Raw genomic sequence first — 19,790 nt, 5'->3', positions numbered from 1 at the left:
CCGGTTACTGCGAAATGAATGATTCTGAAACGGGGTTCAAGTGTTAACGGCAACTGTGCATATCGTCAAGACTTTGACACCACAAATCCCATTGCCGTGAAACAGTTCACTGTTCCGCGTGTTTATAAAAGGATTTTGTTAGCCGTGCGTGACGATTTGCTGTCGCCTGAAAATCGATGTAACTCGCGGACGCATCAGGAGTTTCACGCGTGCAAAGAAAAAACCCGCCGATCAACGGCGGGTTTTTCCATACGCGATGGGATTGATGCCTGCGCGATGGGATGCGATCAACCGCACCACACCCGCGCGTTGCGGAACATGCGCATCCACGGTGAATCACCCTGCCACTCGACCGGCGCCCAGCTCATGTTGAGCGCGCGCGGAGTACGTTCCGGGTGCGGCATCATGATGGTGACGCGGCCATCGCTGCTGGTCAGGCCGGTGATGCCGTCCGGCGAACCGTTCGGGTTCAGCGGGTACTGGCTGGCCACGTTGCCGTGGCCATCGATGTAGCGCAGCGAAACACGGGCCGCGGCCTGGTCGACGGCGTTGTCGAACACCGCCTGGCCTTCACCATGCGCCACTGCCACCGGCAGGCGCGAACCGGCCATGCCACGCAGGAGGATCGACGGCGATTCCACCACTTCCAGCAGCGCGGTGCGGGCTTCGAACTGCTCGCTGGCGTTGCGGCGGAACTGCGGCCAGTGCTCGGCACCGGGGATGATGTTCTTCAGCTGGCTCATCATCTGGCAGCCGTTGCACACGCCCAGTGCGAAGCTGTTCTCGCGCGCGAAGAACGCAGCGAAGGCATCCCGCAGCGCACTGCGCTCCAGGATCGAGGTCGCCCAGCCGCGGCCGGCACCGAGCACGTCGCCGTAGCTGAAGCCGCCGCAGGCAACCAGGCCGGTGAAGTCCTGCAGGGCCACGCGACCTTCGATCAGGTCGCTCATGTGCACGTCGAAGGCGCGGAAGCCGGCACGTTCGAAGATGTTCGCCATTTCAATCTGGCCATTGACGCCCTGCTCGCGCAGCACGGCCACGCGCGGACGCGCACCGGTGCTGATGAACGGAGCGGCCACGTCTTCGTTGAGGTCGAAGCTCAGCTTCGGCTTCAGGCCCGGCGCGTTGAACGCGCGCGCCACCTCACGCTCGGCATCGGCGTTGGCCGGATTGTCGCGGCGCTTCTGCATCGCGTGGGTGACCGACCACCAGGCGTCGAACAGCGCTTCCCAGCGCCATTCGGCCAGGTTCTCGCCGCCCAGCGACACGCGCACCACCGGTGCGGTGGTCGGCTTGGCGATGCGCTGCGCGCACTCGATCAGTGCATGGCGCTCGACCAGGTCGGCGAAGGCCGCACGGTCTTCGCGGGCGATCTGCACCACCGCCCCCAGTTCTTCGTTGAACAGGCTGCGGAACGGATCATCGCCCCAGGCATCGAGGGTGATGTCCAGGCCCAGCCGCGAGGTGAACGCCATTTCGCACAGCGCGGCGAAGGCACCGCCGTCGCTGCGGTCGTGGTAGGCCAGCAGCAGGCCGGCCTGGCGCGCATCGCGAATCAGCTCGAAGAAGCCACGCAGGCGCTGCGGGTCATCCAGGTCCGGGGCGGCACCGGCGAATGCCGGCAGGTCGCCGTGGTCGGCGTGCACCTGGGCCAGGATCGAACCGCCCAGGCGCTGCTTGCCGGCACCCAGGCCGATCAGCCACAGCTCGCTTTCGACGTCGCGGTCGAGCAGCGGCGTCAGCTGCTGGCGCACGTCGGCGACCGGTGCGAACGCCGAGATCACCAGCGACACCGGCGACACGCTTTTGTGCGCTTCGCCCTGGTCGTGCCACTGCGCCTGCATCGACAGCGAGTCCTTGCCCACCGGGATGCTGATGTCCAGCTGCGGGCACAGTTCCATGCCCACCGCCTTCACCGCGTCGTACAGCAGCGCGTCTTCGCCCGGGTGGCCGGCCGCGGCCATCCAGTTCGCCGACAGCTTGATCTCATCCAGCGCATCGACCGGGGCCGCGCACAGGTTGGTCAGCGCTTCGCCTACCGCCATGCGTGCCGAAGCTGCCGCATCGAGCAGGGCCAGCGGGGTGCGCTCGCCGATCGACATGGCCTCGCCAGCCACGCCGTCGAAGTCGGCCACGGTGATGGCCACATCGGCCACCGGCAGCTGCCACGGGCCGACCATCTGTTCGCGTGCGGTCAGGCCGCCGACGCTGCGGTCACCGATGGTGACCAGGAAGTTCTTCGACGCCACCGTCGGGTGCGCAAGCACGCGCAGGCCCGCTTCCTGCAGATCCAGACCTGCGGTCTTCAGCGCCGGCCAGCGCGGGGCCGGCGGATGCGCGGTATCGCGGTGCATCTTCGGCGGCTTGCCGAACAGCACGTCCATCGGCAGGTCGATCGGTGCGTCGGCGGGGATGTTGCCCGGCACGGCACCGTAAGCCACCACCAGGTGTTCCTCGGCGGTGGCCACGCCGACCACCGCGAACGGACAGCGCTCGCGGGCGCACAGCGCGGCGAACTCGGCCAGACGCTCCTGGGCCACGCCCAGCACGTAGCGTTCCTGCGATTCATTGCACCACAGCTGCATCGGCGACAGCGACGGATCATCGGTGGGCACCTTGCCCAGGTCGATCACGCCACCGACGTTGGAGTCGTGCAGCAGCTCGGGGATGGCATTGGACAGGCCACCGGCACCGACATCGTGGAAGAACTTGATCGGGTTGTTGGCGCCCATCGCCACGCAGCGGTCGATGACCTCCTGGCAGCGACGTTCCATTTCCGGGTTGTCACGCTGCACGCTGGCGAAGTCCAGGTCTTCGGCGCTTTCGCCGGAGGCCACCGAACTGGCGGCACCGCCGCCCAGGCCGATCAGCATCGCCGGGCCACCCAGCACGATCACCGCATCGCCATCCTGCAGCGGGATCTTGTCCACCTGCACGCGATCGATCGCACCGAGGCCACCGGCCAGCATGATCGGCTTGTCATAGGCACGCACCAGATCGGGGCCTTCGGGCAGCTCGAAGCTGCGGAAGTAGCCGAGCAGGTTCGGGCGGCCGAACTCGTTGTTGAACGCGGCGCCGCCGAGCGGGCCGTCGGTCATGATTTCCAGCGCCGGCGCCATGCGCGGGTTCAGCGCGCGCGGCGCTTCCCATGGCTGCGGCAGCTCGGGAATGCGCAGGTGCGAGACCGAGAAGCCGGTCAGGCCGGCCTTCGGCTTGCCGCCGCGGCCGGTCGCGCCCTCGTCGCGGATCTCGCCACCGGCACCGGTCGAGGCGCCCGGGAACGGTGCGATCGCGGTCGGGTGGTTGTGGGTTTCCACCTTGATCTGGAACGCGCTCGGCACCTGCGGCTCGCGGCGGTATTCGCCGCTTGCCGGGTCCGGGCGGTAGCGCGAGGCCGGATGGCCTTCGATCACCGCCGCATTGTCGCTGTACGCACTGAGCGTGTGCTGCGGGGTCTGCTGGTGGGTGTTCTTGATCATCCGGAACAGCGAGCGGTCCTGTTCCTGGCCGTCGATGGTCCAGCTGGCGTTGAAGATCTTGTGCCGGCAGTGCTCGGAATTGGCCTGCGCGAACATCATCAGTTCCACGTCCGACGGCGAGCGGCCCAGCGCGGTGAAGCGTTCGCGCAGGTAGTCGATCTCGTCCTGGGCCATGGCCAGGCCGAGGCGCTGGTTGGCAGCCTCCAGCTGATCCACCGGCACGCGTTCCAGCTCGCCACGCGCGGGCGCCGAGAACAATGCCTGGCCCTGCTCCACGGTCTCCAGCACCGACTGCGTCATCGGGTCGTGCAGCGCCTTGACCAGCGCCTGCTGGGCGTCGGCGTCGGCCGGCCAGCCCTGCACGTCGATGCGCAGGCCACGCTCGACCCGGCTGACCGGCTGACCGGCACCGCGCACCAGCTCGGTGGCCTTGCTCGACCACGGCGACAGCGTGCCCAGGCGCGGCACCACGATGCGGCTGACCGCGCCTTCGGCCACGGCCTCGGCCTGCGGCGCAGCTTCGAGGATGCGGCACAGGGTGGCAAGGTCGGGAGCGGCGCTGCCTTCGGGCTGCACGAAGTAGACGTGCCAGGCACCGCTGATGCGCAGGGAGGGAGCGATGGACTGCAGGCGGGATTCAAGACGTTCGCGGCGGAACGGCGACAGGGCGGGCGCGCCCTCGAGGACCATCATGTCCGGGGAACCGTAGTTGGGAAACGGGCCCGACATTGTACCGGAAGCGGGGGAAGGGCTTTGGCCGGGCGGCGCCCGGCACCCGCCGAAGCCAAGGGCAACGGCAACGACCGGAGCAAAAGCTGGCTTTCCGTGGGATGGCGGGGTGGGTCCGGTGGCGGGGGACGCCGTAAACCCGTCCTTGGGGGCTTGGCCGCGGCATCCATGCCGCGGACACCCCCGCCACCGGACCCACCCCGCCTTCGACAGATTTCTGCGATCTGCTGGAACGGCACGGGGTCGGATCCCGTTGCTTCGCAACGGGCTCTGACCCTGGATTTGTCGCGATATCTGATGGATCCATCCACGCATGGCGTAGATGGGAGCGAAGCGACCGGCTTTTGCTTTTGCTTTTGATTTTTTGTTCTGTCTTCCGTGGCTGGCCGCGCAGGAACCTTTCCGTGGCCGGGTGGGTGGGCTGCGCAGGGGCGTAAGCGCCATGGATGGCGCGCCCGAGCCTACAGGGACGTATTCACGGCGCCCCCTGCGCAGCCCACCCACCCGGCCAACCCTCAGAAACCCGCTTTCAGCGACCCACTCCAGCCACGAGGGGCTCCGCCGATGGCCGCCGACCGCGCGCGTCGCGCTCTCCGCCGATTCCCCGAACCATGCACTCGCTCACGGATTGACCACGCAATTGATGACAACGTTGTCCCTACCTGGTGCCGGACTCTCTCCCCGGCCTCCCAGGTACCTCCGTCCGCCCCCTCCGTCGCCTTCCCTGGCGACGCCCGGACCTGCGTCACGCGCGGCGCCATCGGGGCCCGCGCGCCCTTTGATCGGAGACTTACCCATGTACGACCCGATTGTGCGCAGTGCCGAACGTGCGACCCGAAGCTGTCGTCCCCGCCGCCTGGCCTGGCTGCTTGCCCTGGCCGCAGGTACCGCTGCCCTGCCCGGCCTGGCGCAGGCCGCCAGCTGTGCCGGGGTGGCCCAGTGGGACCAGGCCAAGATCTACCGGGCCGGCGATACCCTGCAGAAAGGAGGCGTCCTCTATCGGGCGAACCAGGACATCTGGAACGCGCCGCCGGACCATCCGGCCGGTGCGCCCTACTACACCAATCTCGGTGCCTGCGATGGCAGCGGCACCAACCAGCCGCCGGTGGTCAGCCTGACCTCGCCGGCCAACGGCGCCACCTTCAGCGCCGGCAGCACGGTCAACGTGACCGCCAGCGCCAGCGACCCGGACGGCAGCGTCGCCAAGGTCGAATTCTTCCGCGACGGCGCCTCGCTGGGCATCGCCACCAGTGCGCCGTATGCGGCCAGCTGGGCCAATGCCAGCGCCGGCAGCCACACCCTGCGCGCGGTGGCCACCGACAACAACAGCGCCACCAGCAGCACGCCGACCATCACCATCACCGTCAACGCCGCCGGTGGCGATACCACCGCACCGAGCGTGCCTGGCGGCCTGGCAGTGGGCACGCGTACCGCCAACAGCATCGCGCTCAGCTGGAGCCCGTCCACCGACAACACCGGTGGCAGCGGCGTCGCTGGCTATGACGTGTACCGCAATGGCAGCCTGGTCGGATCGCCGTCCAGTGCCAGCTACGTCGATGGTGGCCTGGCCGCATCCACCACCTATCGCTACCGCGTGCGTGCCCGCGACAACGCCGGCAACGCGTCCGCCCAGGGCACCGAGATCAGCGCCACCACGCTGGCCGGCGACGGCGGCACCACGGGCAAGCGGGTCATCGGTTACTTCACCCAGTGGGGCATCTACGGCCGCAACTACCGGGTCAAGAACATCGACAGCAGCGGCTCGGCCGCGCGCCTGACCCACATCAACTACGCCTTCGGCAACGTGCGCAACAATCGCTGCGAAGTGGGCATCACCCAGCCGTCGGATCCGAACAGCGGTGCCGGTGGCGATGCCTTCGCCGACTACACCAAGGCCTTCAGCGCCGCCGAAAGCGTCAGCGGCAGCGCCGATACCTGGGACCAGCCGCTGCGTGGCAACTGGAACCAGCTCAAGCAGCTCAAGGCCAAGTACCCGGGCATGAAGGTGCTGATCTCGCTGGGTGGCTGGACCTGGTCGCGCGGCTTCTCCAGCGCAGCACGCCCGGAAAACCGCCAGGCCTTCGTCGCCTCGTGCATCGATGCCTACATCAAGGGCAACCTGCCGGTGACCGACGGTGCCGGCGGCGCCGGTGCCGCGCTGGGCGTGTTCGACGGCATCGACATCGACTGGGAATACCCGGTGGCGTGCGGCATCGAATGCGGCAAGCCGGAAGACAACGCCAACTTCACCGCGCTGATGGCCGAGTTCCGCCGCCAGCTCGATGCAGTGCGTCCGGGCCTGTTGCTGACGGTGGCGGTGGGTGCGGGCATCGACAAGATCCGCGTCACCGACCCGGCCGCGTACCACCCGTACCTGGACTACATCAACGTGATGACCTACGACTTCCACGGCGCGTGGGATGCGAAGACCAATCACCAGTCGGCCCTGTTCGATTCGCCGAATGATCCGTCCACCGGCGACCAGAAGCTGTACAACAGCAACGACGCCATCGAGGCCTTCATCAGCCGTGGCGTGCCGGCAGCGAAGCTCAACCTGGGCATCGGCTATTACGGGCGTGGCTGGACCGGTGTGGCCAACGCCAACAACGGCCTGTACCAGACCGCCACCGGCGCCGCCCCGGGTACCTACGAGGCCGGCATCGAAGACTGGAAGGTGCTGAAGAACCTGGCGTGGCCGGGCTACACCGACAACACCGCCGGTGCCACCTGGATCTACAACGGCAGCACGCTGTGGAGCTTCGATACTCCGGCCAACATCACCCGCAAGATGGGCTATGTGAAGACCCAGGGCCTGGGCGGCGCGTTTGTCTGGGAGTTCAGTGGTGACGATGCGCAGGGCACGCTGACCAAGGCGGTCAGTGATGGCCTGAAGTAAGGAAGAACGTCGGGGATGCGACACGCATCCCCGGCCTCGAATCTGTAGAGCCGAGCCCATGCTCGGCTGATGTTCCCACAGCCGAGCATGGGCTCGGCTCTACAGCGAATGACCTGCGACGGTCAGCGCTTGGCGGACAGTTTTTCCAGCGCTGCACGCAGCTGTGCCGGCGGCAGGTAGCCGCCCAGCTGGGTGCCATCCGGCGCGAAGATCGCCGGCGTGCCGTTCACGCCCAGCTGCTGGCCCAGTGCGTACTGCATCGCCACCGGGTTGGTGCAGTTCTTGGCCGGCACGCTGCCACCGCGCTTGGCGTTGGTCAGCGCCTGGCGACGATCAGCCGCACACCAGACAGAGATCATGTCGGTGTAGTCCTTGCTGCCCAGGCCCATGCGCGGGAATGCCAGGTACTCGACGGAGATACCGTTGCGGTTGAGCTCGGCGATGTCCTGGTGCAGCTTGCGGCAGTAACCGCATTCGATGTCGGTGAACACGCTGATGGTGTACTTGGCGTTCGGCGCGGCAAACACGATACGGTCGCCATGGTTGGCCTTGGCCAGCAGATCGCGGCGGTAGCCGAGCAGGCCTTCGCTGTTGGCCGGGCCCTTGGCGCGGGTGTCATACGGCTGCGACTGGAACAGATAGCGGCCGTCATCGGACACGTACAGCAGCTGGCCGGACACGACGACCTCGCGGAAGCCGGGGAACGGCGCGGCACCGATGTAATCCACCTTGAAACCAGGATTGAGCGCGGTCAGCGCGGCACGCACGGCCTGGTCGGCTGACGCGGTGGTGGCCGGGCTGGCCTTGGCCGCAGCGGTGGCAGGAGCCTTGGCGGCCGGCGGCGCGGGCTGGGCACAGGCCGTCAGGCTGAGCGCGCCGAACACGGCGGCGATGGCAAATCGGAGCATGGAACGATCCGCGGCAGAAGAAGACCCCGGATTTTGACACAGCCACCGGCACCGGGCCGCGACGCCGCGCACCGCCCGGGGCCAGGGTTCAGGCCACCGCTCAACCGCGCGGGTGATGCCGGGCGTGCAGTTTCTGCAGGTGCTCGCGCGCCACCAGGGTGTAGATCTGGGTGGTCGACAACGAGCTGTGGCCAAGCAGCATCTGCAGCGCGCGCAGATCGGCGCCACGATTGAGCAGGTGCGTGGCGAAGCTGTGGCGCAGGCCATGCGGGCTGATCCGCACCGGGTCGATGCCGGCCACCTGCGCATGGCGCTTGACCAGGTGCCAGAACGCCTGGCGGGTCAACGCGTGCAGCGTCGGCTCAACGAACAACGGTGTCTGCCCGTCCGCCAGCGCGTGCACCTTGCCTTTGCCGACCAGCTGCGGCCGAGACTGCTGCAGGTAACGCTCCAGCCAGTGTTGCGACTCTTCGCCCAGCGGCACCAGCCGCTCCTTGCTGCCCTTGCCGGTCACCCGCAGCACGCCCTGGCGCAGGTTGACCGCAGTGGCCGGCAGCAGCACCAGTTCGCTCACGCGCAGGCCGGCGGCGTACATCAGTTCCAGCATGGCCCGATCGCGCAGGCCCAGCGGGCTGTCGACGTCCGGCGCGGCCAGCAGCGCATCGATCTGGCTTTCGGCCAGCGCCTTGGGCAACAGCCGTGGCAGCTTGGGCGGATCCAGCAGCGCGCTGGGGTCCTCGCTGCGCTCGCCCCGGCGCACGCCGTCGGCAAAGAACGCGCGCAGGGCCGACAACAGGCGCGCATTGCTGCGCGGTGACCAGCCGTGGCGGGTGCGCCAGGCCAGATAGTCGAACAGGCCGGGACGCTCGATGCCGGCCAGGCCACCGTCGCGCCCATCCATCCAGCGTGCCAACCCTTCCAGGTCGCGCCGGTAGCTGTCGAGGGTGGCACGGGCCAGGCCGTTCTCGGCCCAGATCGCATCGAGGAAGCGCTGGATGCGCACGCTGTCATCGGCGCGCAGCTGGGGCAGTTGCTGCACCAGCTGGCGGCGTTCGGCGGGGGTGGAAACAGAGGCCATGCGTGCAGGATACGAGGGCCACTGCGGGCGCGGCCAGCTTTGCGTATGCTCGGCGCATGTCCCGCCCCGCCATTGATACGGCCCCTGCGGCCGCCACCGAAACATCCCGCCCGCGCGCATTGCTGCTGTGGCGCGCGCTGGCGATGGTCTACGACGCACTGCCGGTGCTGGCGCTGTGGATGCTGGCCGGCACCCTGTTCACCCTGGCCTACACCTTCAGCGGCCACGCCCAGCGCGAGAACATCGCGCCGTTCAGCGCCTGGCAGTGGCTGCTGTGGGCGGTGTGCTGGGTGATCACAGGGTGGTACGCCACGGCCAGCTGGCGCCGTGGTGGGCAGACACTGGGCATGCGGCCATGGCGGTTGAAGCTGGAATCGAGCGATGGCTCGCCCTTGCGACGCGCACAGCTTTGGCTGCGTTTCGCCGTGGGCACGTTGTCACTGCTGCTGGGCGGCCTGGGATTCTGGTGGGCCCTGGTCGACCGCGAGCGCCTGACCTGGCATGACCGTGTCAGCGGCACCCGCCTGCTGCGGATGCCGAAGCGGTGATGCGTCACCCTTCAATCCGATCCTGCGCAGCGCTTGTGTAGAGCCGAGCCCACGCTCGGCTGGCGGGCGGTGCACGCAAAACAGCCGAGCATGGGCTCGGCTCTACAACAACCAGGATCAGCCCGATTTGCGCCGGAACAGCAGCCCGGATACCGCCAGCATCACGATCGGCGGCAACGCATAGGCAATGCGGTAATCGAATTTCAGCGCACCTGCCATGCGGCCGAAGAACAGCTGCAGCAGCCAGAAGCCCAGCGCGAACAGGATGCCCAGGAACAAGCGCTTGCCCATGCCGCCGCTGCGCAGCGAGCCGAACGCGAACGGCACCGCCGCCAGGCACAGCGCCAGCACATTCACCGGGTAGAACCAGCGGCTCCAGTACACATCCTCGAAATCGCGCGCATCCAGCCCGTTGCGTTCGCGGTAGGCAATGCTGGTGCTCAGCTCGGCCACGCTGAGGTTGCGCGGCTTGGCAATGCCGGTAGCCAGCGCCGCCGCATCCAGCTTCGAGTTCCACGGTTCGCGTGCCACTTCCTGGCGGCTCGCCGAGCGCTCGCCGAAGGTGTCGCGGCGCACGCCGGTCAGCACCCAGCCGTCCTTGTCATGCTCGGCGGTGTCGGCATGGGTCAGCGAGGCGATCGTGCCGTCCTCGGCAACGCGGTACAGGCGCACGTCGCGCAGGATCAGACGCGTGCCCTTGTCGCCGACCAGCTGCTCTTCGCCGCTTTGCGCATTGAGGAAGGTGTCGCCTTCGCGTGCCCACAACCCGGAGTAGCGGCTGGTGGCGATGTCCCGCCCCCACTTGGCGCTGGACTTCAGCGCATCGGCGCGATCCTGGCCCCAGGGACCCAGCGTCTCGGCACTGAGCACCATCACTGCGGTCAGCAACGACAGCGCGATCGCCACCGACACGCTCAGGCGCTTGCGCGACAGGCCCAGCGCGCGCAGTGCGGTCAGCTCGGAGGTGGCAGCCAGCTGGCCCAGGCCCATCAGCGCACCGATCACCGCGGCGGTCGGGAACATGGTGTAGGCGCGGCGCGGCACCGTGTACAGCACCCACGCGGCGGCATGGCCCAGGGTGTAGCCGTTCTTGCCGATGTCCTTGAACTCGCCGGAGAACGCCATCACCACGTCCAGGCCGACCAGCACGGCCCAGGTCAGCAGCACCGTGGTGAACACCGACCGGCCCAGGTACAGGTCGAAACGCATCGGGCGCAGCCTCATGCGCGGGCTCCCTTCGGGCGGCCCAGGCGGCCATCACGTGCATACATCCAGATTGCCAGCGCCAGCAGCGGCAAGGTCAGCCACCACAGGCCGAGCGCGGGCGGAATCCTGCCGTTGGCGATCCAGCCACTGCCGATGAACATCAGGTTGGTACCCACCATATAGGCCATCAACGCCAGCATCATGCGGCCGTAGCGCTGCTGGCGCGGCGAGCTGCGGCCCAGCGGCACGGTCAGCAGCGCAAACGCCAGCGCGATCAGCGGCGGGGCCAGGCGGCGGTGCAGCTGCGCCTGCGCCTGCGGGCGCTCGTCACCGATCAGCTTCAGGGTCGGCATCAGTTCCGGGTCATCCTCGGTACGTGTCTGGGCGCCATCAGGCAGGGCCACGTCGTTGCGGGCAAAGGTGGCCAGGCGGTAATCCAGCCCACCGGCCACCGGCCCTTCCACCTGGTGACCGTCATCCAGCTCCAGGAAACGCTGGCGGGTGCCCTCGAAGAACATGCGGCCGCCATTGGCGGACACCACTTCCAGGCGGTCATCCTTCTGGCGCTGCAGGAACACCTTGCCCAGCTGGGTGCCATCGGGCGAGATCGAGGACAGGTAGACCACGCCGCCATTGGGCAGCGGGGTGAACCGCCCCGGTTCCAGCCCGGCCATCAGCACGCTGCGGTTGGCCTCGATGATCATCTGCTCGGCCACCCGGCCGGCCCACGGGCCCAGCCACAGCGAGCAGGCGCCGACCAGCAGCACCACCGGCACCACCAGCATCAGCAGCGGCCGCAGCAGGCGCTTGGGGCCCACGCCAATGGCGGTGATGACCGCCATTTCCGAGTCACGGTACAGGCGGGCGATGGCCAGCAGCAGGCCCAGCATCAGGGCCAGCGGCAGGATCAGCGGCAGGTAGGCGATGAACTGCAGGCCCAACTGGGAGAACAGCAGCTTGGCCGGCAGGCGCCCGTCGGCGATGTTGCCGAGGATGTCCACCAGCACGCCGCCCACGCTGACCACCAGCAGGACGATCAGGGTAGCCAGGAAACTCTGGACGAAATCGCCCAGCAGGTATCGGTCGAGCTTCAGCATGGGGCGGTGGTTTAAACTCTGGGGTTCGTTCGCGGTGCCGCCCAGTCTACTGTCTGGGCGTAAACGGCCTGCGATTGTACGGACTCGCCAATGGAATCTGCTCAATGGCCCTCGAATTCACCCTGAACCACCTCGCGCCGGCTGCCGCCACCGTTGACTGCCTAGTGGTCGGCGCCTATGCCGACCACAGCCTGACCCCGGCCGCGCAGGCCCTGGACGCCGCCAGCGGCGGCCGCCTGGCCTCGCTGGCCCAGCGCGGCGACCTGTCCGGCAAGACCGGTGCCACCACCCTGCTGCACGACCTGCCGGGCGTGACTGCCCCACGCGTGCTGGTGGTCGGCCTGGGCGAGGCCGCCCGCTTCGGCGTGCCGCAGTACCTGAAGGCCATCGGCGACGCCGTGCGCGCGCTGAAGGCCGGTGCTACCCGCAGCGCACTGTTCACCCTGTCCGAAGTGGCCATCAAGGACCGCGACGCGGCCTGGGCGATCCGCCAGGCGGTGATCGCCGCCGATCACGCCGCCTACCGCTACACCGCCACGCTGGGCAAGAAGAAGGCCGACGACGCCGGCCTGGCGCAGCTGGCCATCGCCGGTGACGATGCGCAGGCGCTGGCCCAGGGCCAGGCCATCGCCGCCGGCGTGGAGTTCGCCCGCGAGCTGGGCAACCTGCCGCCCAACTACTGCACCCCGGCCTACCTGGCCGAGGTGGGCGTGAAGTTCGCCGGCGAGCACGAGGGTGCCGAAGCCGAGATCCTCGACGAGCACCAGATGGAAGCGCTGGGCATGGGCTCGCTGCTGGCCGTGGCCCGTGGCTCGGCCAACCGCCCGCGCCTGGTGGTGCTGAAGTGGACCGGTGCAGGCGACGCCAAGCCCTATGTGCTGGTCGGCAAGGGCATCACCTTCGATACCGGTGGCGTCAACCTGAAGACCCAGGGCGGCATCGAGGAGATGAAGTACGACATGTGCGGTGGCGCCAACGTCATCGGCACCTTCGTTGCTGCCGTGAAGGCCAAGCTGCCGCTGAACCTCGTCGTGGTGGTGCCGGCCGTTGAAAACGCCATCGATGGCAATGCCTATCGTCCGTCCGACGTGATCACCTCGATGTCGGGCAAGACCATCGAAGTGGGCAATACCGACGCCGAAGGCCGCCTGATCCTGTGCGACGCGCTGACCTACGCACAGCGCTTCGAGCCGGCCGCGCTGGTCGACGTCGCCACCCTGACCGGTGCCTGCATGGTGGCCCTGGGCCACCAGACCGCCGGCCTGATGAGCAAGCACGACGACCTGGCCAACGAGCTGCTGGCCGCCGGCGAGCACGTGTTCGACCGCGCCTGGCGCCTGCCGCTGTGGGACGAGTACCAGCCGATGCTGGATTCGACCTTCGCCGACGTCTACAACATCGGCGGCCGTTGGGCCGGTGCGATCACCGCCGGCTGCTTCCTGTCGCGCTTCGCCGAAGGCCAGCGCTGGGCCCACCTGGACATCGCCGGCGTCGCCAGCGATGAAGGCAAGCGTGGCATGGCCACCGGCCGCCCGGTCGGCCTGCTGAGCCAGTGGCTGCTGGACCAGGTCGCCCGCGCCTGATGCCGTACCCGACCCTGGCCGGCCTCTGCCGGCCAGGGCCTCGCCCGGCAATGCCGGGCCCCTGCCTGACCCGGACCCTGCCATGCCCCGCGCCGACTTCTACCTGATCGCCAAGCCCCGCTTCCTGACCGAGCCGCTGCGCCTGGTCTGCGAGCTGGCGCGCAAGGCCAACGACGCCGGGCTGTTCACCCTGGTGCTGGCCCGCGACCAGGCCCAGGCCGAAGAGCTGGACGAGCTGCTGTGGGCATTCGACAACGATGCCTACATCCCGCACCAGATCGCCGGCGAAGACATGGACGAGGAAGAGGCCCTGGTACTGATCGCCGTACCCGGAACCGACGCGCCGGCACGCCCGCTGGTGATCAACCTGCGCGATGAACCCTGGCTGGGCCAGTGCGAACGCGTGCTGGAAGTGGTCCCGGCCGATCCGGAAGCGCGCGAACCGCTGCGCGAACGCTGGCGCCAGTACAAGGCCGCCGGTTACGACCTGAACAAGCACGACATGTAAGCGCGCACCGGCCCCCTTGAGCGGCCGCCGCCGCGCCCTGATCCTTCAACGATTACCTCCTGGTTCCCCCGCATGACCCAACTCGCCTCCAGCTACGACCCGAAGTCCTTCGAGACCGACCTCTACGAGGCCTGGGAGAAGGCCGGCCACTTCAAGCCGTCCGGCACGGGCGAGCCGTACACCATCCTGCTGCCGCCGCCGAACGTGACCGGCACCCTGCACATGGGCCATGCGTTCCAGCAGACGCTGATGGATGCGCTGGTGCGCTACCACCGCATGCGCGGCTACGACACGCTGTGGCAGGTCGGTACCGACCACGCCGGCATCGCCACCGAAATGGTGGTCAGCCGCAACCTGGCGCTGGAAGGCAAGGGCGAGACCCGCGATTCGCTGGGCCGCGAGGGCTTCATCGGCAAGGTCTGGGAGTGGAAGCAGCAGTCCGGCGACACCATCGAGCGCCAGATGCGCCGCCTCGGCACCTCGGCCGACTGGTCGCGCAGCACCTTCACCATGGACCCGCAGCCGTCGGCTGCGGTGAACGAAGCCTTCGTGCGCTGGTACGAGCAGGGCCTGATCTACCGCGGCCAGCGCCTGGTCAACTGGGACCCGGTGCTGAAGACCGCCATTTCCGACCTGGAAGTGGAGAGCGCCGAGGAAGATGGCTTCCTGTGGTCGATCGCCTACACGCTGGATGACGGCCTGAGCTACGAGCACGTCGAGCGCGATGCCGACGGCGTGGAAACCCTGCGCGAAACCCGCGACTACCTGGTGGTCGCCACCACCCGCCCGGAAACCCTGCTGGGCGATACCGCGGTGATGGTGCACCCGGACGATGAACGCTACGCCCACCTGATCGGCAAGAGCGTGGTGCTGCCGTTGACCGGCCGCCGCGTGCCAGTGATCGCCGATGACTACGTGGACCGCGCGTTCGGCACCGGCGTGGTCAAGGTCACCCCGGCGCATGATTTCAATGACTATGAAGTGGGCGTGCGCCACAGCCTGCCAATGATCAACCTGTTCACCCCGGTGGCAGCGCTGAATGAAAATGCGCCGGAACGCTTCCAGGGCCTGGACCGCTACGCCGCGCGCAAGGCCGTGCTGGCCGAGCTGGAAGACCTGGGCATCCTGGTCGAGACCCGCGCGCACAAGCTGCAGGTGCCGCGCGGCGACCGTACCGGCCAGGTGATCGAGCCGTACCTGACCGACCAGTGGTTCGTGAAGATGGACGACCTGGCCAAGCGCGGCCTGGAACTGGTCGAAGACGGAACCATCGCCTTCGTGCCACCGAACTGGATCAACACCTACCGCCACTGGATGAACAACATCCAGGACTGGTGCATCAGCCGCCAGCTGTGGTGGGGCCACCGCATCCCGGCGTGGTTCGACGAAGCCACCGGCAGCTGCTACGTCGGTCGCAGCGAAGAGGAAGTGCGGGCAAAGAACAACCTCGGCAGCGACGTGGTGCTGAACCAGGAAAGCGACGTGCTGGAGACCTGGTTCTCCTCGCAGCTGTGGCCGTTCTCCACCCTGGGCTGGCCGAACGAGCAGGCCATGGCCGAGCGTGGCTTCGACCGCTACCTGCCGTCGTCGGTGCTGATCACCGGCTTCGACATCATCTTCTTCTGGGTGGCGCGCATGATCATGGCCACCGACAACCTGGTCGGGAAGATCCCGTTCAAGGACGTCTACTTCACCGGCCTGATCCGCGACGGCCAGGGCCAGAAGATGTCCAAGAGCAAGGGCAACGTGCTCGACCCGCTGGACATCATCGACGGCATCACCATCGACGACCTGGTCGCCAAGCGCACCGGCGGCCTGATGCAGCCGAAGATGGTGGAGAAGATCGAGAAGGCCACCCGCAAGGAATTCCCGGACGGCATCGCCGCCCACGGTGCCGACGCGTTGCGCTTCACCATCGCGGCGCTGGCCACCCACGGCCGCGACATCAAGTTCGACATGAACCGCGCGGAAGGCTACAAGAACTTCTGCAACAAGCTGTGGAACGCCAGCCGCTTCGCGCTGATGAACACCGAAGGCGCGGCGTTCACCGGCGTGCCCAGGCCGCGCACCGATGCCGAGCGCTGGATCCTCGCGCGACTGGCCGCCACCACCGCCGAAGCGCAGGGTCATTTCGCCGCCTATCGCTTCGACCTGCTGGCGCAGTGCCTGTACGAGTTCGCCTGGAACGCGTTCTGCGACTGGTTCCTGGAACTGAGCAAGCCGGCGCTGAACGGTGCCGACGCCGCCGACGCCGAGAGCACCCGTCACACCCTGCTGTACGTGCTGGAAGCGCTGCTGCGCCTGCTGCACCCGCTGACCCCGTTCATCACCGAACAGCTGTGGCAGCAGCTGGCCCCGCGCCTGGGCCTGGCCGAAACGACGCTGTCGCTGCGTCCGTACCCGACCGCCGGCGAGTTCGAAGGCGATTTCGCCCAGGCCGAGGCCGACGTGGAATGGCTGAAGGCAGTGATCAGCGCGGTGCGCCGCGTGCGCAGCGAACTGAACGTCGCTCCGTCCAAGCTGGTGCCGCTGCGTCTGCAGGCCGGGCTGGCGCAGGACCGCGTGCGCATCGAGCGCTTCAGTGCCTCGCTGTCGTTCCTGCTGAAGCTGGGCAGCATCCAGTGGCTGGCCGAAGGCGAAAGCGCACCGCCGGCCGCCGCCGCGATCGTCGGCGAACTGAAGCTGCTGGTGCCGCTGGAAGGACTGGTCGATCTCGATGCCGAGCGCGTGCGCCTGGACAAGGAAATCGCCCGCGTCGACGCCGAAAAGGAAAAGAGCGAGAGCAAGCTGGCCAAATTCACCGACAAAGTGCCGCCGGCAGTGGTCGAGCAGGAACGCGTGCGCCTGGCCGACTGGAATATCCAGCTGGCGGGTCTGCGCGAACAGCGCGCGAAGCTGTAACACCGCGCGGGTGAGTGCGGACCTCGGTCCGCACCAATGCAATGTGCCAACCCAGGTTGGCATCTAGCGATGCGGAATCGGAAGCGCCGGGCAAGGCCCGGCGTTTGCATTTCCCCGGCATGGCATCATCGTCCGATGCCTCTTTCCATCTTCCTGCTCGTCCTCGCGGCGGCCGCACTGCATGCCAGCTGGAATGCAATCGTCAAGCGCGGGCCGGACAAGCTGCTCGGCACCGTACTGGTCACCGGCAGCGCCGCGCTGCTGTCTGCTGCCGCCCTGCCCTTCCTGCCCTTTCCGGCCGCGCCCAGCTGGCCCTGGCTGGGCGTGTCGGTGCTGCTGCAGGTGACGTACTACGGCCTGGTCGCACGCTGCTACCAGCAGGTCGACATGAGCCTGGCCTATCCCCTGATGCGTGGCAGCGCGCCGATCCTGGTTGCGCTGGCCGGCACCCTGCTGGGCGAACCACTGCCACCTGCCGCGTGGCTGGGCGTGGTGCTGGTGAGCACCGGCATCCTGTGCATGGCACTGGGTGCACGTGGCGGCCAACTGCGCCTGCCACTGCTGACCGCGGCGATGATCGCCACCTACACCCTGGTCGATGCACAGGGTGCGCGCCAGTCCGGCAGTGCGCTCAGCTACACGCTGTGGCTGTTCCTGCTATCGGGCATTCCCCTGCCATTGTGGGCGCTGTACACCCGGCGCGGCGCGGTACTGGCCTATGCGCGGCAGCATTGGCCTCTCGGTCTGGCCGGTGGTGTCGGCACCACGGCGTCCTATGCGATGGCGTTGTGGGCGGTGACCCAGGCGCCGGTGGCGATGGTCTCCGCGCTGCGTGAGTCTTCGATCCTGTTCGCGCTGCTGATCTCGGTGTTCCTGCTGCGCGAGCGCATTCCGCGTGCGCGGTGGCTGGCGGCGGCGCTCATCGTCGGCGGTGTATTGGCGCTGCGGCTGGCGTGAGCAGTGCGTGCCAACCAAGGTGGGCCGCCGCCGGCAGGGCTGGGGCGCGCCCGGCGAGCGCGGTAGTGCCGACCGCTGGCCGGCCGCCCTTCTCCGTTACAGCGGTGGCATCGTCTGCAGGTCGCCGTCAACCAGCTCGATCGCCATCACCAGCGCATCTTCGCGGCCCTGTGCGGCCGGGTAGTAACGCGGGCGACGGCCGATCTCGTTGAAGCCTTCGCTGTGGTACAGCGCCAGCGCCGACGCATTGGACGGACGCACTTCCAGGAACACGCGCTGCGCGCCACGGTCACCGGCCAGCTGTACCAGCGCCCGCAGCAGTTGCCGCCCGAGGCCACGCGACTGCGTGATCGGATCAATGCAGATGTTCAGCACATGGGCCTCGTCGGCAGCGATGCTGAGCACGCCATAGCCGATCAGCTGGCCATCGCGCTCCATCGCCAGGCCGGGATAACCGGCACGCAGGCAGTCGACGAAGATGCCGCGGGTCCATGGGAACGGATACCCGCGCACTTCGATCGCCATCACCGCATTGAGGTCGCTCTCGCGCAGTGCGCGCAGGCTGACCGGGCCGGACTGGCTGACCGCGCTCATGCGCCGCCCCGCTTGCGCAGGGCCCGCAGCTGCGGCCACAGCGCGCGCTTGGCCGCCGGGTCCTGGCGCAGCTGGTCCAGCGGCCAGCTGTCCATCAGCGCCTGCGTGGCCGGATCGTTGGGGTTGCAGCCGGAGGCACGCAGCAGCGCGATCTGCAGGCGATCCGGCAGCCGCACCACCGGTTGCCGGGCAGTGCCACCCGGCAGCGGCCGGGCCGGTGCCGGCGCGGTATCCGGTGCAGTGACCGGGGTCTCGCGACGCGGCGGCGCCGGGCGTTCCTGGCGCGGGGTCGGTGCGGCTTCGGACGCGTGATCGCGCGCGGGAGCAGTGCGCGCCTGCAGCGGCTCCGTCACCGCTGCTGCCGCCTCGGCCTCGGCCACACTCAGCTGCAGCGCGGCATCCAGTTCGGCGGCCAGCTGGCCGTCGTGATACACGGTGTAGCCCATGGCCTGCAGCCAGGCCTGCTGGGCCGGTGACCACAACTCGGGCAGGTCCCCGCTCACGCGGCCTCGGGCTTCTTGCGCAGGCGCTGCACGGCCCACATCACCGGGCCGGACAAGGCGTACAGGATGCCCACCGCGAACAGCACGCGCGGCAGATCAATGACCGCGATGGCGATCGCCACCGGTACCAGTGCCAGCACCAGGAACGGCACACGGTCCGAACGCCCCCCCTTGGCAGCACCGCCCTTGAAGCTCCAGAAGCGGATACGGCTGACCATCAGCAACGCCGCGACGATCGTCACTGCCAGCGCCACATAGCGCAGCTGGTTGCCGTCCCAGCCGAGGTTGCCATCGGCGAAGGCCCAGACGAAGGACATCATCAGGCCGGCCGCAGCCGGGCTGGCCAGGCCGACGAACCAGCGCTTGTCGACCACCGCCACCTGGGTGTTGAAGCGGGCCAGGCGCAGTGCCGCGCACGCGGCATACAGGAACGCCACGGCCCAGCCGACGCGGCCGAGCAGCGGGTCATCGAACTTCAGCCACGACAGCGACCAGTGGTACATCACCAGCGCCGGGGCCATGCCGAAGCTGACCAGGTCGGCCAGCGAGTCGTACTGCACGCCGAATTCGCTGCTGGTACCGGTCAGGCGCGCCACGCGCCCGTCCAGGCCATCCATCACCGCCGCCACGAACACGGCGATGCTGGCATTGACGAAATCCCCGTTGGCCGCGGCGATGATCGCGTAGAAGCCGGCGAACAGGCCAGCAGTGGTGAACAGGTTGGGCAGCAGGTAAATCGTGCGCGAACGCGGCGGCGGTGTGATCGGGTCCATGGAATCCAGTTTAATCGACTTGCCAGTGCT

Annotated in this window: 14 protein-coding genes; 6 read left to right on the top strand and 8 right to left on the bottom strand. The window is 68.1% G+C overall.

Going from position 1 to position 19,790, the window contains the following annotated elements; genetic code table 11:
- Positions 1–287: 287 nt before the first annotated feature.
- Positions 288–4,172: a phosphoribosylformylglycinamidine synthase gene (purL, locus tag AC5P8Z_RS16235; RefSeq protein WP_495229516.1), complete on the bottom strand. Its 3,885-nt coding sequence runs from the start codon at positions 4,170–4,172 to the stop codon at positions 288–290.
- Between the two features lie 832 nt (positions 4,173–5,004).
- Between purL and AC5P8Z_RS16230 the strand changes: the two genes are divergently transcribed.
- Positions 5,005–7,104, top strand: coding sequence for a glycosyl hydrolase family 18 protein (locus tag AC5P8Z_RS16230; protein ID WP_495229515.1), 2,100 nt, complete (start codon positions 5,005–5,007; stop codon positions 7,102–7,104).
- Between the two features lie 122 nt (positions 7,105–7,226).
- On the opposite strand, the gene AC5P8Z_RS16225 is transcribed toward AC5P8Z_RS16230, so the two are convergent.
- Together AC5P8Z_RS16225 and xerD are read right to left on the bottom strand one after the other, a co-directional pair.
- The gene (locus AC5P8Z_RS16225) at positions 7,227–8,012 is read right to left on the bottom strand and encodes a DsbC family protein (RefSeq protein WP_295568189.1); all 786 of its coding nucleotides are present in this window, start codon (positions 8,010–8,012) and stop codon (positions 7,227–7,229) included.
- Between the two features lie 100 nt (positions 8,013–8,112).
- A complete protein-coding gene (xerD, locus tag AC5P8Z_RS16220) occupies positions 8,113–9,090 on the bottom strand; it encodes a site-specific tyrosine recombinase XerD (protein ID WP_495229514.1) in 978 nt (325 codons plus the stop codon).
- Positions 9,091–9,146: 56 nt separating this feature from the next.
- Between xerD and AC5P8Z_RS16215 the strand changes: the two genes are divergently transcribed.
- Complete coding sequence (locus tag AC5P8Z_RS16215; RefSeq protein ID WP_495229513.1) at positions 9,147–9,638, top strand: RDD family protein; 492 nt, start codon at positions 9,147–9,149, stop codon at positions 9,636–9,638.
- Positions 9,639–9,755: 117 nt separating this feature from the next.
- Here AC5P8Z_RS16215 and lptG read toward each other — a convergent pair whose 3' ends face one another.
- Both lptG and lptF read right to left on the bottom strand, forming a co-directional pair.
- Positions 9,756–10,862: an LPS export ABC transporter permease LptG gene (lptG, locus tag AC5P8Z_RS16210; RefSeq protein ID WP_286070900.1), complete on the bottom strand. Its 1,107-nt coding sequence runs from the start codon at positions 10,860–10,862 to the stop codon at positions 9,756–9,758.
- Complete coding sequence (lptF, locus tag AC5P8Z_RS16205; RefSeq protein ID WP_495229512.1) at positions 10,859–11,941, bottom strand: LPS export ABC transporter permease LptF; 1,083 nt, start codon at positions 11,939–11,941, stop codon at positions 10,859–10,861. Before lptF ends, lptG begins: the two co-directional genes overlap by 4 nt.
- 104 nt (positions 11,942–12,045) lie before the next feature.
- On the opposite strand from lptF, the gene AC5P8Z_RS16200 reads away from it, so the two are divergent.
- From AC5P8Z_RS16200 to AC5P8Z_RS16185, 4 genes are all read left to right on the top strand, one after another.
- Complete coding sequence (locus AC5P8Z_RS16200; RefSeq protein WP_286070898.1) at positions 12,046–13,524, top strand: leucyl aminopeptidase; 1,479 nt, start codon at positions 12,046–12,048, stop codon at positions 13,522–13,524.
- An 82-nt stretch (positions 13,525–13,606) separates the two neighbouring features.
- Complete coding sequence (locus AC5P8Z_RS16195; protein WP_014645876.1) at positions 13,607–14,032, top strand: DNA polymerase III subunit chi; 426 nt, start codon at positions 13,607–13,609, stop codon at positions 14,030–14,032.
- Between the two features lie 72 nt (positions 14,033–14,104).
- The gene (locus AC5P8Z_RS16190; RefSeq protein WP_495229511.1) at positions 14,105–16,933 is read left to right on the top strand and encodes a valine--tRNA ligase; all 2,829 of its coding nucleotides are present in this window, start codon (positions 14,105–14,107) and stop codon (positions 16,931–16,933) included.
- Between the two features lie 135 nt (positions 16,934–17,068).
- Positions 17,069–17,890, top strand: a complete 822-nt coding sequence (locus AC5P8Z_RS16185) for an EamA family transporter (protein ID WP_495229510.1) — start codon at positions 17,069–17,071, stop codon at positions 17,888–17,890.
- 96 nt (positions 17,891–17,986) lie between these two features.
- Here the strand turns inward: AC5P8Z_RS16185 and rimI are convergent, their stop codons facing one another.
- From rimI to pssA, 3 genes are read right to left on the bottom strand one after another with little or no spacing between them, the layout of a single operon-like run.
- Entirely contained in the window at positions 17,987–18,484 is a 498-nt protein-coding gene (rimI, locus tag AC5P8Z_RS16180) for a ribosomal protein S18-alanine N-acetyltransferase (RefSeq protein ID WP_495229509.1), read from the bottom strand.
- Positions 18,481–18,987: a hypothetical protein gene (locus AC5P8Z_RS16175; protein ID WP_495229508.1), complete on the bottom strand. Its 507-nt coding sequence runs from the start codon at positions 18,985–18,987 to the stop codon at positions 18,481–18,483. Before AC5P8Z_RS16175 ends, rimI begins: the two co-directional genes overlap by 4 nt.
- Complete coding sequence (gene pssA, locus AC5P8Z_RS16170; protein ID WP_046983850.1) at positions 18,984–19,760, bottom strand: CDP-diacylglycerol--serine O-phosphatidyltransferase; 777 nt, start codon at positions 19,758–19,760, stop codon at positions 18,984–18,986. Before pssA ends, AC5P8Z_RS16175 begins: the two co-directional genes overlap by 4 nt.
- Positions 19,761–19,790: the final 30 nt, after the last annotated feature.

The sequence above is a fragment of the Stenotrophomonas sp. YJH_SMC_17 genome (assembly GCF_059371655.1).
This window is presented reverse-complemented; position numbering and strand designations above follow the sequence as displayed.